This window comes from uncultured Tateyamaria sp., assembly GCF_947503385.1.
GTDB lineage: Bacteria > Pseudomonadota > Alphaproteobacteria > Rhodobacterales > Rhodobacteraceae > Tateyamaria.
Genome location: NZ_CANNDO010000002.1, coordinates 514804 through 528588 on the forward strand (window position 1 = coordinate 514804; position 13785 = coordinate 528588).

Annotated in this window: 16 protein-coding genes; 9 read left to right on the forward strand and 7 right to left on the reverse strand. The window is 62.8% G+C overall.

Going from position 1 to position 13785, the window contains the following annotated elements; translation table 11 throughout:
* Positions 1 to 31: 31 nt before the first annotated feature.
* The 3 genes from Q1A85_RS08545 to Q1A85_RS08555 are packed head-to-tail and all read right to left on the reverse strand — an operon-like array spanning position 32 to position 2120.
* Entirely contained in the window at positions 32 to 193 is a 162-nt protein-coding gene (locus Q1A85_RS08545) for a DUF2256 domain-containing protein (protein WP_299687293.1), read from the reverse strand.
* Positions 193 to 1689, reverse strand: a complete 1497-nt coding sequence (locus tag Q1A85_RS08550) for an FAD-binding domain-containing protein (protein WP_299687295.1) — start codon at positions 1687 to 1689, stop codon at positions 193 to 195. Before Q1A85_RS08550 ends, Q1A85_RS08545 begins: the two co-directional genes overlap by 1 nt.
* A gap of 53 nt (positions 1690 to 1742) precedes the next feature.
* Positions 1743 to 2120 (reverse strand): GFA family protein, encoded by a 378-nt coding sequence (locus tag Q1A85_RS08555; protein ID WP_299687297.1) that lies wholly within the window; start codon positions 2118 to 2120, stop codon positions 1743 to 1745.
* A gap of 152 nt (positions 2121 to 2272) precedes the next feature.
* Between Q1A85_RS08555 and pepN the strand changes: the two genes are divergently transcribed.
* The 6 genes from pepN to Q1A85_RS08585 are packed head-to-tail and all read left to right on the forward strand — an operon-like array spanning position 2273 to position 7950.
* A complete protein-coding gene (gene pepN / locus Q1A85_RS08560; protein WP_299687299.1) occupies positions 2273 to 4816 on the forward strand; it encodes an aminopeptidase N in 2544 nt (847 codons plus the stop codon).
* Between the two features lie 32 nt (positions 4817 to 4848).
* Complete coding sequence (locus Q1A85_RS08565; RefSeq protein ID WP_299687301.1) at positions 4849 to 5358, forward strand: DUF1993 family protein; 510 nt, start codon at positions 4849 to 4851, stop codon at positions 5356 to 5358.
* Positions 5359 to 5375: 17 nt separating this feature from the next.
* Positions 5376 to 6119 (forward strand): SDR family oxidoreductase, encoded by a 744-nt coding sequence (locus Q1A85_RS08570; RefSeq protein ID WP_299687303.1) that lies wholly within the window; start codon positions 5376 to 5378, stop codon positions 6117 to 6119.
* A gap of 3 nt (positions 6120 to 6122) precedes the next feature.
* Positions 6123 to 6644: a hypothetical protein gene (locus Q1A85_RS08575; RefSeq protein WP_299687306.1), complete on the forward strand. Its 522-nt coding sequence runs from the start codon at positions 6123 to 6125 to the stop codon at positions 6642 to 6644.
* Complete coding sequence (locus tag Q1A85_RS08580) at positions 6641 to 7072, forward strand: hypothetical protein (protein WP_299687307.1); 432 nt, start codon at positions 6641 to 6643, stop codon at positions 7070 to 7072. The genes Q1A85_RS08575 and Q1A85_RS08580 overlap by 4 nt, the downstream gene beginning before the upstream one ends.
* A 47-nt stretch (positions 7073 to 7119) precedes the next feature.
* Positions 7120 to 7950 carry an alpha/beta hydrolase gene (locus tag Q1A85_RS08585; RefSeq protein ID WP_299687309.1) on the forward strand — a complete coding sequence of 277 codons (831 nt, stop codon included), beginning with the start codon at positions 7120 to 7122 and terminating at the stop codon, positions 7948 to 7950.
* On the opposite strand, the gene Q1A85_RS08590 is transcribed toward Q1A85_RS08585, so the two are convergent.
* On the reverse strand, positions 7947 to 8618 hold the full coding sequence (locus tag Q1A85_RS08590) for a transglycosylase SLT domain-containing protein (RefSeq protein ID WP_299687311.1): 672 nt from the start codon (positions 8616 to 8618) through the stop codon (positions 7947 to 7949). The two genes, Q1A85_RS08585 and Q1A85_RS08590, sit on opposite strands and share 4 nt — an antisense overlap.
* A 384-nt stretch (positions 8619 to 9002) precedes the next feature.
* Between Q1A85_RS08590 and Q1A85_RS08595 the strand changes: the two genes are divergently transcribed.
* Complete coding sequence (locus Q1A85_RS08595) at positions 9003 to 10148, forward strand: hypothetical protein (RefSeq protein WP_299687313.1); 1146 nt, start codon at positions 9003 to 9005, stop codon at positions 10146 to 10148.
* Here Q1A85_RS08595 and Q1A85_RS08600 read toward each other — a convergent pair.
* Positions 10114 to 10617, reverse strand: coding sequence for a hypothetical protein (locus tag Q1A85_RS08600; protein WP_299687318.1), 504 nt, complete (start codon positions 10615 to 10617; stop codon positions 10114 to 10116). The two genes, Q1A85_RS08595 and Q1A85_RS08600, sit on opposite strands and share 35 nt — an antisense overlap.
* A 113-nt stretch (positions 10618 to 10730) precedes the next feature.
* Here Q1A85_RS08600 and gatB point away from each other — a divergent pair, with 113 nt between their 5' ends.
* Positions 10731 to 12245: an Asp-tRNA(Asn)/Glu-tRNA(Gln) amidotransferase subunit GatB gene (gene gatB, locus Q1A85_RS08605; protein WP_299687320.1), complete on the forward strand. Its 1515-nt coding sequence runs from the start codon at positions 10731 to 10733 to the stop codon at positions 12243 to 12245.
* Positions 12246 to 12275: 30 nt separating this feature from the next.
* Here gatB and Q1A85_RS08610 read toward each other — a convergent pair whose 3' ends face one another.
* Complete coding sequence (locus Q1A85_RS08610; protein WP_299687322.1) at positions 12276 to 12530, reverse strand: BolA/IbaG family iron-sulfur metabolism protein; 255 nt, start codon at positions 12528 to 12530, stop codon at positions 12276 to 12278.
* A 75-nt stretch (positions 12531 to 12605) separates the two neighbouring features.
* Here Q1A85_RS08610 and Q1A85_RS08615 point away from each other — a divergent pair, with 75 nt between their 5' ends.
* Entirely contained in the window at positions 12606 to 13232 is a 627-nt protein-coding gene (locus Q1A85_RS08615; protein ID WP_299687323.1) for a J domain-containing protein, read from the forward strand.
* Here the strand turns inward: Q1A85_RS08615 and Q1A85_RS08620 are convergent, their stop codons facing one another.
* Positions 13233 to 13700 (reverse strand): hypothetical protein, encoded by a 468-nt coding sequence (locus Q1A85_RS08620; RefSeq protein ID WP_299687324.1) that lies wholly within the window; start codon positions 13698 to 13700, stop codon positions 13233 to 13235. It abuts the gene before it with no gap.
* Positions 13701 to 13785: the final 85 nt, after the last annotated feature.

Consider the following 13785-nt stretch of genomic DNA (forward strand, 5'->3'; position numbering starts at 1 on the left):
GGAAACATGACCAATTTATTTTGACGTCAGGTTAGTCTGGCTTAACCGAAGATTTGGCTGACCTGCGGCAGCGGTCCGAGCAGTATTTGACCTCGTCCCAGACGCGCTCCCATTTTTTGCGCCACGCAAACGGGCGCTGGCAGACCGGGCACATCTTTTCGGGCAGGTCCGATTTTCGGCGCATCCGGCCCATCAGAAATCAAACCCCATCTGGCGTGTGTCCTTTCGCTTGGGCGCGCGGTCGTTGACGAAATGGCCCTGCGGGTCTTTGCGACTGGCATGTTTGTCGATCACTTTGCGCGCCTCGTCCCGGAACGCACCGCCGCGCCGCACGGACCAGACCCGTTCGCGCGCCTCCCGTGCCGCTTGGGCGACGTCGACGATCGGCGCCGGATACGTGCGGCCCAGAATGCGGTCCGCCCCATCCCAGAGCCAAGGCTCTTGCAGATGTACGTCCGGCACGTCGCGCAGTTCCGGGCACCAACGGCGCGTGAATACACCTGTCGGGTCCTGATCCTTGCCCTGCTTGACCGGGTTGTAAATGCGCACGGTGTTCATGCCGGTAGTGCCTGATTGCATCTGCGCTTGTGGCCAATGAATGCCCGGTTCGAAATCCGTGAACTGACGCGCCAGATGCAGACCCGTCACGCGCCAGTCGAGCCAGAGGTGATAAGATGCCACCGCCATCACCATCGACCGCATCCGAAAATTCAGCCAGCCGGTCGCGTTGAGATACCGCATACAGGCATCGACAAAGGGCAACCCGGTTTCGCCCCGCTCCCACGCGGCACGCCGGGTCGCATCGTCGCCGCGCAGCCCCTCATAGGCGGAATGCAGGCAACGCTGTTCCAACGCCGGTTCGTCTTCGAGCTTTTGCATAAAGTGATCGCGCCATGCGAGCCGCGCCTGAAACGATTTGAGCGATCCGCCCCAGCCTTCGCGGGTGCCCTTGACCTCACGCTGACGCGCCGCAGCGGCTTGCGCCGCCTCACGTCCGCTCAAGCACCCAAAGGCAAGGTAGGGTGACAGGCGCGAGCAGGACATCTCGCCCGTGACGGGCGAAGACATATCCTTTCGATAATGCCTTCCCCGCTCGGTCAGAAACGATCCCAGCAGGCTGAGCGCCATGTCGCGCCCGCCCTGCTGACGCTGTGGGCATGGATCATCCGCGACCAGACGCGGCACAGTATCCGACGCCAGCGCCGGGCCGCTCAATCGGTCCGGTACGTCCACCTGTGGCTGGCGCAGGAAGGCGTTGCGCTGTTTGGCCCAGCCGTCGCGCCCGTTCAAACGACGCACAACGCCCGACTGCGCCAACTCTTCCCAAACGACGCCGTTGGCTCCACACCAAGCGGCCACGGCCCGATCCCGCGCATAGGTCCACGCGCTGCCCGTCTCTTCGTGGCTGATTACCCGCTCAAACCCATGCTCGGCCTTCAGCGCGCCCAGCACGTCGACAACCGCGCCCACCCGCACGGTGAGCGGCACACCCAATCTGTCGAGCGCGTGGCCAAGCGATGCGACACTCTCGGTCACAAAATCAAACTGGCGGCCTGACACGTCCGGCTCTGCCCAATACGCGGGCTCAAACACATAAAAAGGCAGCACCGCGCCCGACCCGGCGGCGCGCGCCAATGCCGGGTGGTCCGTCACCCGCAAATCCCGTTTGAACCACACAAGCGTTGTCATGCCGGTTCAGTTAGACTGGCGTGCGCCCCCGCCAAGGCCACGTCTTGCCGCACTCAGCCTGTCTCGCGGTCACGCAGGTGGCATATTGTGCCCGGAACGCCCGGCAGCCATGGTTCGCGCCGCACCGTCCAAAGCTCGTATTCGGGTTCGAACAGCCCAGGATCGTCAAGGCAGCCCAGATGCACCTCGACCTCGCCCGCGCTGCGGGCAAAGACGGACCCACCGCAGCGGGGACAAAAGCAGCGGTCGTCAAAAGCGGCATAGGCACCTTCGATCTCGACAGCGTCCGCCGGGTAGATGGCTGCGGCATAGAATACGGCGCCATGATGCTTGCGGCAGGCAATGCAATGACACATCCCCACCCTGTCGGGCGGCCCCGTCGCCACGATCCGCAGACTGCCACACAGGCACCCGCCCCTGACCTGTTTCATGCAAGCCCCATTGACCCAAACCGGAGCAGATGTCGCATGGATGCCGCGCCCAAACAACTGGCGACGCGCTGCCGGTCGCGCTCCACACGCGCCATTGCAGTCACCCGGCCCCGGACCTACGGTTGCGACAAGCCCCTGATCGAGAGAACACCATGCGCGACGCATCTCCCCAGACCATCTACCTCAAGGATTACACGCCTTTCGGCTTTGCCGTCGAAGACGTCCACCTGACCTTTGACCTTGCGCCATCAGCGACCCGCGTCACCTCGCGCATCAGGTTCGCGCCAAACCCGGAGGCAACGGATCAGACTTTTTTCCTGCATGGCGAAAACCTGTCGCTTTTGTCTGCAAGGATCGACGGCGAGACGGTCAAACCCACCATCACTGATGACGGGCTGACCTGCGAGGTGCCCAACGTCCCCTTCACATGGGAGGCGGAGGTTCAGATTGATCCGGCCGCGAACACCGCGCTTGAAGGGTTGTACCAATCGGGCGGCATGTACTGCACCCAATGCGAGGCCGAAGGCTTTCGCAAAATCACCTATTACCCCGACCGGCCCGACGTGATGAGCACCTTTACGGTGCGCATCAACGGCCCGCACCCGGTGCTGTTGTCCAACGGCAACCCGGTTGCAACAGGCGACGGCTGGGCCGAATGGCATGATCCGTGGCCAAAACCTGCCTACCTCTTTGCGCTGGTAGCGGGCGAATTGATTGCGCATCGCGACACCTTCACCACGATGGAGGGACGCAAGGTCGATCTGGCGCTTTATGTGCGGCCCGGCGACGAAGGTAAATGCGCCTTTGGGATGCAGGCACTCAAGGATTCGATGACATGGGACGAGGATGTCTATGGTCGTGCTTACGACCTCGACGTGTTCAATATCGTGGCCGTCGATGACTTCAACATGGGTGCGATGGAGAACAAGGGACTGAACATATTCAACGCCTCTGCCGTGCTCGCCTCGCCCGAGACGTCAACAGACGGAAACTTCGAGCGGATCGAAGCGATCATCGCGCATGAATATTTCCACAACTGGACCGGCAACCGCATCACTTGCCGCGACTGGTTCCAATTGTGCCTCAAGGAAGGGCTGACGGTGTTCCGCGACAGCCAGTTCACGTCTGACATGCGGTCGGCCCCCGTGAAACGGATCAGCGACGTGATCGACCTGCGCGCGCGTCAGTTCCCTGAGGATCAAGGACCGCTGGCGCACCCTGTGCGGCCCGAAAGTTTTCAGGAAATCAATAACTTCTACACCGCAACCGTCTACGAAAAGGGTGCCGAGGTCATTCGGATGCTCAAAATCCTTGTGGGGGATGAGGCATATACGCAGGCGCTTGACCTCTATTTCGACCGCCACGACGGGCAGGCCTGCACCATCGAGGATTGGTTGCACGTGTTCGAGGACACCACCGGGCGCGATCTGACGCAATTCAAGCGTTGGTACAGTCAGGCGGGCACGCCGCACGTGTCGGTCGAGGACAGCTTTGACAATGGCACCTACACACTGACCTTCCGTCAGCACACACCGCCAAGCACGGCCACGCCCGACCCGCAGCCGCAGGTGATCCCTGTCGCCGTGGGCCTGCTGGCCGCCGACGGGACCGAAGCGATGGGCACGCAGGTGCTGGAATTGACGGAGGCCGAGCAACGCTTTTCCTTCCCCGGACTGGAGGCCAAACCGGTGCCGTCCATCCTGCGCGGTTTCTCTGCCCCTGTGGTGTTGAAACATGATGCGGACCACGCGTTCTTGCTGGCGCATGACACTGATCCCTTCAACCGCTGGGAGGCGGCGCGGTCGCTGGGCAAGGCGTCGCTGCTGAACGCGGTGACCGAGGGCACCCCGCCCGAACAGTCCTGGCTTGACGGTGTTGCGGGTGCATTGACCGACGAGACGCTCGACCCGGCGTACCGGGCCTACACGCTTGCATTGCCGGGGCAGTCGCAATTGGCCGCCGATCTGCACAATGCCGGGCAGACACCCGATCCCGACGCCCTATGGGCCGCGCATGAAGCGCACCGGCAGGCACTGGCCGACCGTCTGGACGATGCCCTGCCCGGCCTCTTCGCCTCACATCAGGTCGATGCGCCCTATGCGCCCACTGCGGGCCAGTCCGGCACACGCGCGCTTGGCAACGCAGTGCTGGCCCTGCTCACCCGACAGGACGGAGGCGACGCAGCGCAGGCGCAATTCGATACCGCCACCAACATGACCCAACAGCTTAGCGCGCTGGCCTACCTGATCCGGGCGGGTCGCGGAGATGCGGCGCTGGCCAAGTTTGAGGCGCAGTGGCAGCATGACCGGCTGGTGATGGACAAATGGTTCGGTCTGCAGGTGATGGAGGCCAAGCCCGACGACGCCGCCGACACTGCGACTGCTCTGACAAAACATCCCGATTTCAACTGGAAAAACCCCAACCGGTTCCGTGCCACGCTGGGCAGCTTTGCCGCGCATCACGCCGGGTTTCACGCCAAGGACGGGTCGGGCTACACCTTGCTGGCCGATTGGCTGATCACACTGGACCCGGTGAACCCGCAAACCACTGCACGCATGTGCGCGGCCTTCCAGACATGGCGGCGCTACGACGCCATCCGCCAGTCAATGATTTCCCGTGAACTGGCGCGGATTGCGGACACGCCGGGCCTGAGCCGTGACACGACCGAAATGATCACCCGCATTCGCGACGCCTAATCCCGCCCCTGCCGCGCAAGGTACGACATCGTATGGACCTCTTTTCCGTTACCGTTCCGCCGCTGCGACGGCTCACCGATGCGGTGCCGCGGTTGCTGAGCCGGTTTCAGCACGACAGCCCATTGCGCGCCCGGCTGGCCGCCGACGGCATGGCCGGAGGGGAGCATTTTTGCGTGGCTCTTGGATATGTCGCCCGCACCGTGTTGCCGCTGACGGGACAAGCGGTGCCCGATCAACCATGCGCGCCGGACCGCGCCGTCATTCTGGCCCTTGCGGTCGAGATGCGCGCGCTGCTGAGCGATCTGACGCCCGAGAATTTTGCGGGCGCTGAGACGCGCCAAATATCCCATGCCGCCGGTGAGGCGCGTCTGACGCAGTCGGGCACGGATTATGCCCTGCTCTATGCTTTGCCCAACGCGCAATTCCATCTGACCCTCGGCTATGCCACCTTGCGCATGACCGGCGTGTTGGTGGGCAAGGGCGATCTGGATGGATTTCACCGCTATGCACCGGGTACAAATTTCGCGGCATCTGCCGACTGAGCAAAAGGACCACGCATATGACACACCGCCCCGTCTGCCTTATCACCGGAGCCTCAGCCGGGATTGGCGCTGCGTGCGCCCGGCTGGCAGCTGCTGACTATGATTTTCTGCTGACCTATCGCTCTGATCCGGACGGTGCGGCAGCGGTCAAAACCGCGGTCGAGGCGCAGGGCGCGCGCGTCATTTTCGTGCAGGCCGACGTCGGCGAAGAAGCCGGGATCAAGGCGATCTATGATGCGCTCGACGCCAGTTTCGGGCGTATTGACGTGCTGATCAACAACGCGGGCATCGTGGATCAATCCGCCAAAGTGACCGAGATTGATCACGCACGGCTCACCCGCATGATGAACGTCAATGTCATTGGCGCGATGCTCGTCGCCAAAGAAGCCGTGATCCGGATGGAGGCGCAAGGCGACGGCGGCGTGATCATCAACATCTCTTCTGCTGCGGCCCGTCTGGGATCGGGCAATCAATATGTCGACTACGCCGCGTCCAAAGCGGCCATTGATACCTTTACCAAAGGCTTGTCTGACGAAGTGGCGCCGTCGGGCATCCGCGTCATGTCAATCCGCCCCGGCCTTATTGATACGGAACTGCACGCCAAAGGTGGTGAGCCGGGCCGCGCGCAAAAGCTGGCGCACATGGTGCCGATGCGTCGCGAAGGCAGCGCAGAGGAGGTCGCAAGGGCGATCCTCTGGCTCGCCTCGGATGCGGCCAGCTATGTCACCGGCAGCACGCTTGATGTGACCGGAGGGCGGTAACCCATGCATATCATCCTTGGCATCATCGGGCTTGCGACCGCCGCGTATTTCCTTGTCCTGCGCGCCCGGCGCGGAGCCGAGGTCGCGAGCGACATGGTGGATGTGGGTCGCGATGTGGCCGCCGCTGCGCGCCGCTTTGGCTTTCGCCGCCGCTACAACCAGCACCCCGTCGACAGTGTGGACGAACCGAACCTCGCCATCGCAGCCCTCGCCACAGCGTTCATAGCGCTTGATGACCTGCCAACCGCCGAAGACCGCAAGCGGCTCGACATTGCGTTGCGCAAGCATCTGGACCTCGACGCCTCTGGTGCCGAAGAAATCGAAGTGCTGGGCCAGTGGCTGGTTTCGGAATGCAAAGGTGCGGAACCTGCGGTGCCCCGGCTCGCCAAACGGCTGAACAAGCTGGACGGCGGCGCGTCCTTTGGCACGTTGATGGAGGTGATCCAGACCGCCGCACGCACGCCGCTCAGCCAACGCCAGACAGCGGCGTTGCACGATATAAAGACTGCATTCCGGCTCCAATGACGCCCTACGCCTATCAGACCAGCGGGCGCAATCGTGCGACATTGATCACCGTGTTTGCGGTCTGGGCCATACTGGGCCTTGCCATCCTGTGGCTGGATGCGGCCCCTTGGCTGATGGGCCTGTTCGCACTGGCCACGATCCCGGCCCTGATCGACCTGATCAGCGGGCGTGCATCCGGCCTGCGACTGGATGTGGACGGTATGCACTGGTTTTCGGGTCGGCGCACGGGTGAGGTTGCGTGGCCGCGCATCTCGCATATTCGGCTGGACACGCGACTTGATTTTTCGATCCGCGCCAGTGCCGTGCTGACCTCGGGCCGCAAGGTGCGCCTGCCGCTGGAGGCAACGCCCCCCTCTGACGATTTCGAAGAGGCACTGACCAGCCGGGGCATCAAGGTCGAACGTCACCATTTTTCGCTGCTGGGATGAGAGGGGCGGCCCTTGTCCTGTTGGCATGGTTGGCGGCCTGTGCGCCCGTGCCGCGCCCTGTCTCAGACCCTTTGATCTACGATCAAGCGGCCTTTGCACGCGCCGACCATCTGGTGATCGGCATCCCCGGCGCGCTCAGCCCGGTGCGGGTGATGGCTCCGCTGAAGCGGCTTGCGACGCAGGATCGCGCCGTCGCCTTCTATCGCCTGCCCGGATTTGATGGTCGGCCCGCAGATGAATTCGTCAATATGGACTTTGCTGCCGCCCATATTGTCGACACGGTGGGACAAGGCGGTTTCAAGCGTGTCGATCTGGTCGGCCACTCGACCGGCAGCGCCATTGCCATCGAGGCCGCCAAGGCCCTGCGCCAGCGCATCCCGCAGGTCGACGTGCGGGTCGCGGCCATCTCAACCGCCCTGCCCGCACCGCAACCTGTGCTGGCCGGGGCGCGCGGCGCATTGGGCACGGTCGGCGCTGCGGCACGGGCCGGCAGTCTGTCACCGCGCAAGGTCTGGCTGGAGTATTACCGCACGCTTGCTTACGGCCCCAACGCGGACACCGACCCGCAGATCGCGCAAGCGGCGGATGCACTTGTCACCGCGAATGAAGGGCGCATCAGCCTGCCGCAGGACGGCTTGGCCCGCAGGCATACGCGCGCATTGCGTCGCTGGACCAATCCCGCCCCTGAAACCCTGCAAGGCGTTGAAATCACGCTTTATCATGGTGCCGTGGACCCGGTTTTTCCACCCCGCGCCGTGGTGCGGTTTGCCGACACATTGCCTCGTGCCGACGTGCAACTGATTGATGCGCACGGCCATCTGTTGATGCTGACCTACCCTGAGGTGTGGTCGCGCATCACCAGCCAGCTCAATCGCTAGTGCGTGATCCGTGGGCGCGCCTGTGGCCGTACATTGGCCAAAGGACGACAATAGGTCTGCCGCCGCAGCCAGCCCGCCATATCCGCACGTTTGGATGCGGACCGCATTGGCCCCCAATCCGCCGCAACCCCGCGCCCGCCGCGACCATAGATAACGCCATCACGCGGGACGGTGACAGCCATGATACGCACAGCACAGCTGAGATTTGCCGCGCCGTTCTTGAGCGCTTCTCCGGTGCCGACATTGCACTTGTAGCCACGCGCCGTTGCCGGAAGGATCTGCAACAGACCGTACCACTTGCCACCCCCGCCCACCGCACGCGGTTTGTAGGTGCTTTCGTATTTGGCCAACGTGGACATGAACCCCACCCAAAAGGCACGACGATCCGTTGGGGTGGCATCCGGATAGCGGGGGCACCAGTCGGCGATATCGCGCGGCACAAGATCAACAAGAGGTCGGCCATGGGATTTGAGCGCCGACAGCGCAGCGCGGTTCCACAACACGTGGTCCGGCTGATGGGTCCAGCGCGTGCGTGGCACATGCCCGTCCCGCGCTGGTGGTCGCAGCCCGCCAAAGGCGTCCGCCCCCAGCACCCGAACGTCCTGCGCCTGCGCGGGCAACAGGCCGATCACCCCACACAATACCGCGATGCAAATCGTCAATCTCATGGCGCACATTATGTCGGCTGGCCGCACAGCCTGTCCATGGCCCGCAAGACCTCTATCGGCGGCATTCCGAGCAGTGCGCGCAACAATCATCCCGGCGTGGTTGTACTGTGCGCACCATTGGTTGCAGTTTTCGCAAAATGATCTTGGCATTTGCCTGTTCTGGACCCGCGAGCGCCCTGATTACGTCTCAATCTGGGTGGATATTGTTCCCCGTTACTCAGTACTGGAAAGTTAATTATGGCCCTAGCAGAACGCGTCCTTGCTCCGCTGCAGCGTATGCGATCCCTGATCGCAGACCGCGCAGGTATTTCATCGCAAGCACGCGTTCTGCACAGCGCCTCCGACATACCGCCCTCGGCACCCCCTGTATGTGCACCTCAGGATATGCTCACGATCCCCTGCCCCGATCCCACGGCAGAAGAGCACGCGCGCGACTCGCACCAGAACGCAGGCCTCAAGCTGGCCCGGCAGGAGGATTGGGACACCCTTGCCCAGCAATTGCAGGCGCTGGACGCCAAATGCGCCAAAACCGACGGTGGGATGCCCATCGCCGAGCTTATGGCGTTTGGAGCACGCGCAGATGTGGTGGCAGCGGCCGAACACGCGCTGGTCACTGGCCGCCCGGCCCATGACGCCCCGATCATGGACGGCATCGAGGCGTTGGAGCAGGTTCTGGACGAACATCCCGACGATCCGATGATCGCCGCTATCGTGGCGCACGCGCATATCGACATCGGCTGGGCATGGCGCGGCACAGGTTGGGACATCGAAGTCCCAATGCCCAACCGCGAAGCCTTCGACGCCCATTTTGAACGGGCAGGAAACATCCTTGCCCCGTTTATCCGCGCAGGCAGCAACTCTGCACTGATTGCATCCGCGAAATGCGCGGTGAATGCGGGTGCCGGAGTACCCCTGTCGCGGGTTGTGGCGGACTATGAAAGCTGGATCACGCAGGACCCCCGCAATCCCAAGGCGATGCGCGCCTTTGGTGGCCATTTGCTGCCCCGCTGGCACGGCACATATGAGCGGCTGGACCTGGAGGCGCGCCGCATGGCTGGCCTCACCCATGATGTGTGGGGCGCTGGCGCTTATGCTTGGGTGATGATGGACGCAATCTCCACCGATACCGAGGCCTGTGCACGCCTTGATCTGGACTTTTTTCTGGACGGGTTGCGCGACATCCTGCGGTGCACCCGCGATCAGCACATCGTCAACCTGCTGGCCGCCTATTGCGCCAATACGATGGGTGCTACGCCGACGGGCCATGATGAGGCCGATTACATGCGCACACAGATCGCCGAGGCCGCCGCATGGATCGTTCGGGATCATCTGACAGAACTGCATCCGATGCTGTGGGCCCATGCCACGCGCGGCTTTGACAATGCCATGCGCATCCGGTGCCGGGACCGCTTTGCCTCTGCTGGCTATGCGGATGCCTTGCGTGTTCTGTCGGACCTGTTCCGCCGCGAGATTGCCGCAGGTCAGCGCATCGTGTTCACAAAAAACGGCCCTGTGACCCACGGTGCCTGAGCCGCCGTGCCGCCCCGGCAAGCAATGCGCGCGCGTAAATCCTGTGCGCACTCAATAGGCTGTGAAACACAGGCCCCAGTGTGAGCCGCCCACGCCTGTCCCGCACCGGCGTCACGACCGACCCAAAAGACAACCCGTCCGCCACCGACAGCCACGACATTGTGCGCCCCGATGCATCCACCATCAACAGCTCTGTGTCTGTGCGCGCCGACACGTGCCACACCGCAAACCGATCGATTTCCCCGCGCGCCAGTGCGGCAGCCTCATCGTCTGTCGAACGGGCACCGGCTGCAACCCGCAGCAGCAGACGCTCTGCCTTAAACAGCGGTTGTGTATAGAACGCCTCAATATAACCGCACAGGTCCGACTGTGCGCCGTGCGCGACAAAGCAATCGGTGTAATACCCTTCACGCGCGGCAAATTGCGCGATCAGACTGCGGTCAGGTACATCTGCCTCTTGAATATCCATGTGCGCACCATGCCGCGCGCCGCGCCCCTGCAAAAGGCGCGCAATGGTCGCGGCCCCTTGCGGCACGCCGCCCCCTGAATTACACCGCGAGCGTTGAAAAAGGACGACAGACGATGCTGGATCTGACCTACGACACGCCCAAAGTGAAAACCATTGCCGGTGCCAAGCATGACTGGGAACTGGTCATCGGGATGGAAGTGCACGCACAGGTGTCGTCCAACGCCAAACTCTTTTCCGGTGCGTCGACTCAATTTGGGGCCGAACCCAACTCCAACGTCGCATTTGTGGACGCGGCCATGCCCGGCATGTTGCCTGTGATCAACGAATATTGTGTGGAACAGGCCGTGCGCACAGGCCTTGGCCTCAAGGCCGAAATCAACCTGCGCAGTGCCTTTGACCGCAAGAACTACTTTTACCCCGACCTGCCGCAAGGCTACCAGATTTCGCAACTCTACCACCCCATCGTGGGCGAAGGCGAAGTGCTGGTCGAAATGGGCGACGGCACCGCGCGCCTTGTCCGGGTTGAGCGCATCCACATGGAACAGGACGCGGGCAAGTCGATCCACGACATGGACCCGAACATGTCCTTTGTCGATCTCAACCGCACAGGCGTCTGCCTGATGGAAATCGTGAGCCGCCCTGACATTCGCGGCCCCGAAGAGGCGGCGGCCTACCTGACCAAATTGCGCCAAATCCTGCGCTATCTGGGCACATGCGACGGCAACATGCAGAACGGCAGTATGCGCGCGGATGTGAACGTCTCCATTTGCCGCCCGGGAGATTACGAGAAGTATCAGGACACACAGGACTTTTCCCATCTTGGCACGCGCTGCGAGATCAAGAACATGAACTCCATGCGCTTTATCCAACAGGCAATCGAGGTGGAGGCGCGCCGCCAGATCGCCATCGTCGAAGGGGGTGGCAAGGTCGATCAGGAAACCCGCCTGTTCGACCCGGACAAACAGGAAACCCGCTCCATGCGGTCCAAGGAAGAGGCGCATGATTACCGCTACTTCCCGGACCCCGACCTGTTGCCGCTTGAGATTGAACAAGCCTGGGTTGACGACATCGCGGCGCATTTGCCAGAACTGCCCGACGCCAAAAAATCCCGCTTTATCAATGAATTTGGCCTGACAGACTATGACGCATCGGTGCTGACAGCCGAAGTGGCAAGTGCAGCCTATTTCGAAGATGTCGCCGCGGGTCGTGACGGAAAAACAGCGGCAAACTGGGTCATCAACGAACTCTTTGGAAGGCTGAAGCGCGACGACGACAAGGGCATCACCGCCTCACCCGTCTCGCCCGCCCAACTGGGCGGCATCATCGACCTGATCACCACGGGCGACATTTCCGGCAAGATCGCCAAGGACCTGTTCGAAATCATCTATACCGAGGGCGGCGACCCCGCCGCGGTGGTCGAGGCACGCGGCATGAAACAGGTGACCGACACCGGCGCCATCGAAACGGCGGTGGACGAGGTCATCGCAGCCAACCCCGCACAGGTCGAAAAGGCCAAAGCAAATCCAAAACTCGCAGGCTGGTTTGTGGGTCAGGTGATGAAAGCGACGGGCGGCAAGGCCAATCCCAAGGCGGTGAACGAAATCGTGGCCGCGAAACTCGGCCTCTGAACGTAGGCCGGGCTTCAGCCCGGCGCAGCCTTACGCATCCAGATCCAGCGCAAGTGCGTGGATGCGCGGCACGATATCGCCCAGTGCCTTGTGCACAGCGCGGTGGCGCGCCACGCGGCTCAGACCCGCCAGATCGGCGCTGCGCAGCATCACGTTGAAATGGCTCTCCCCCGCCGCAGGTGCGCCAGCATGTCCGGCATGGGACGCACTGTCATCCACGACCTCAATCTCGCGCACATCAAACCCGGCCCGCAGCCGCGCCTCAATCTCATCTCTTACAGACATTTTTTTCTCCTGCCCTCTTCCCTCTGCCAACCCATAGCCTAAACTGCCGTCCTCGAGTCGAAAAGGAGACATCCCATGCCCAAGCCCGATCCGTTCGGTTTCGATATGTCCGTCTCCTCGGCCAAGAAGAAAAATCCCCGTGGCCGGCGCGGAATGTCCGGCGCGTCCGAGACATCGACCCGCGTGTGCGACCATGACGGCTGCGAAGAAGCAGGCAAATTCCGCGCGCCCAAAGCGCCCGACGTTCTGGATGATTTCTATTGGTTCTGCCAACAGCATGTGCGCGAGTACAACACCAAGTGGAACTTCTTTGACGGCACGACCGAGGCCGAGATCAACGCGCAGCAATCCAAGGACAAAGTGTGGGAACGTCAGACAAAGCCCATGGGCGATCCCGAGGCGCGCGCATGGGCCCGCCTGGGCATCGAGGACCCGCATCAGGTGCTGGGCAAGAACGCCACACAAAACCCCGGACGTGGTGGTAATGCAGCCGCCCGCCGCCTGCCCCCCACCGAAAAGCGGGCCATCGAGATTCTGGAGGCCAAGCCCGACGACACCAAGGCCGATGTGCGCAAGGCCTACAAGAAGCTGATCAAGGTCCTGCACCCCGACATGAACGGCGGCGACCGGTCTCAGGAAGAACAGCTGCAAGAGGTGGTCTGGGCCTGGGACCAGATCAAGGACAGCCGGAACTTCAAGTGATCACAGTGGTTTGAACGGGTGCAGCGGGAGGCCGCGCACCCGCCGCATCGCCATATGAACCCCCGCCAGCGACAGGCCCCACGTCCCCGCAACAAACGGACTGGTGCCGATGCCGTCCGTCACCGCCAAAACGCCAAGCGGGACCGCACCGGACAGCGCGCGCCAACCACCGGACGGCTCAAAAATCGCGACCAGTAAAAGCGTCGCAATGACCGCACCCACCGCGGTCACAACCGGGGCCGCAACGATGGCGGCCAATGCACCCAGCCGCCCACGACGGCCAAAACCGTCAGCCAGCGCCGCACCCGCCACCGCAGCCCCAACAAAAGCCACCGCATGAAACAACGGCCCGTCCGGCAGAAACCGTGCCAGGCTGCCGCCAGCCACGGTCATGGCCACCGCCACTGCCAATCCCGCCGCGCCAGTCGCGGCGCCACATTTCACCCGTATTCTCTCTGCCTGTTCCATTGCGTGCCTCACCCGTTTTCGACACCGCCAAGACTGCATGGCAAATCCCCAGAGCTTGTGCAGAGCTTGCGGCGCAATCGCGCAG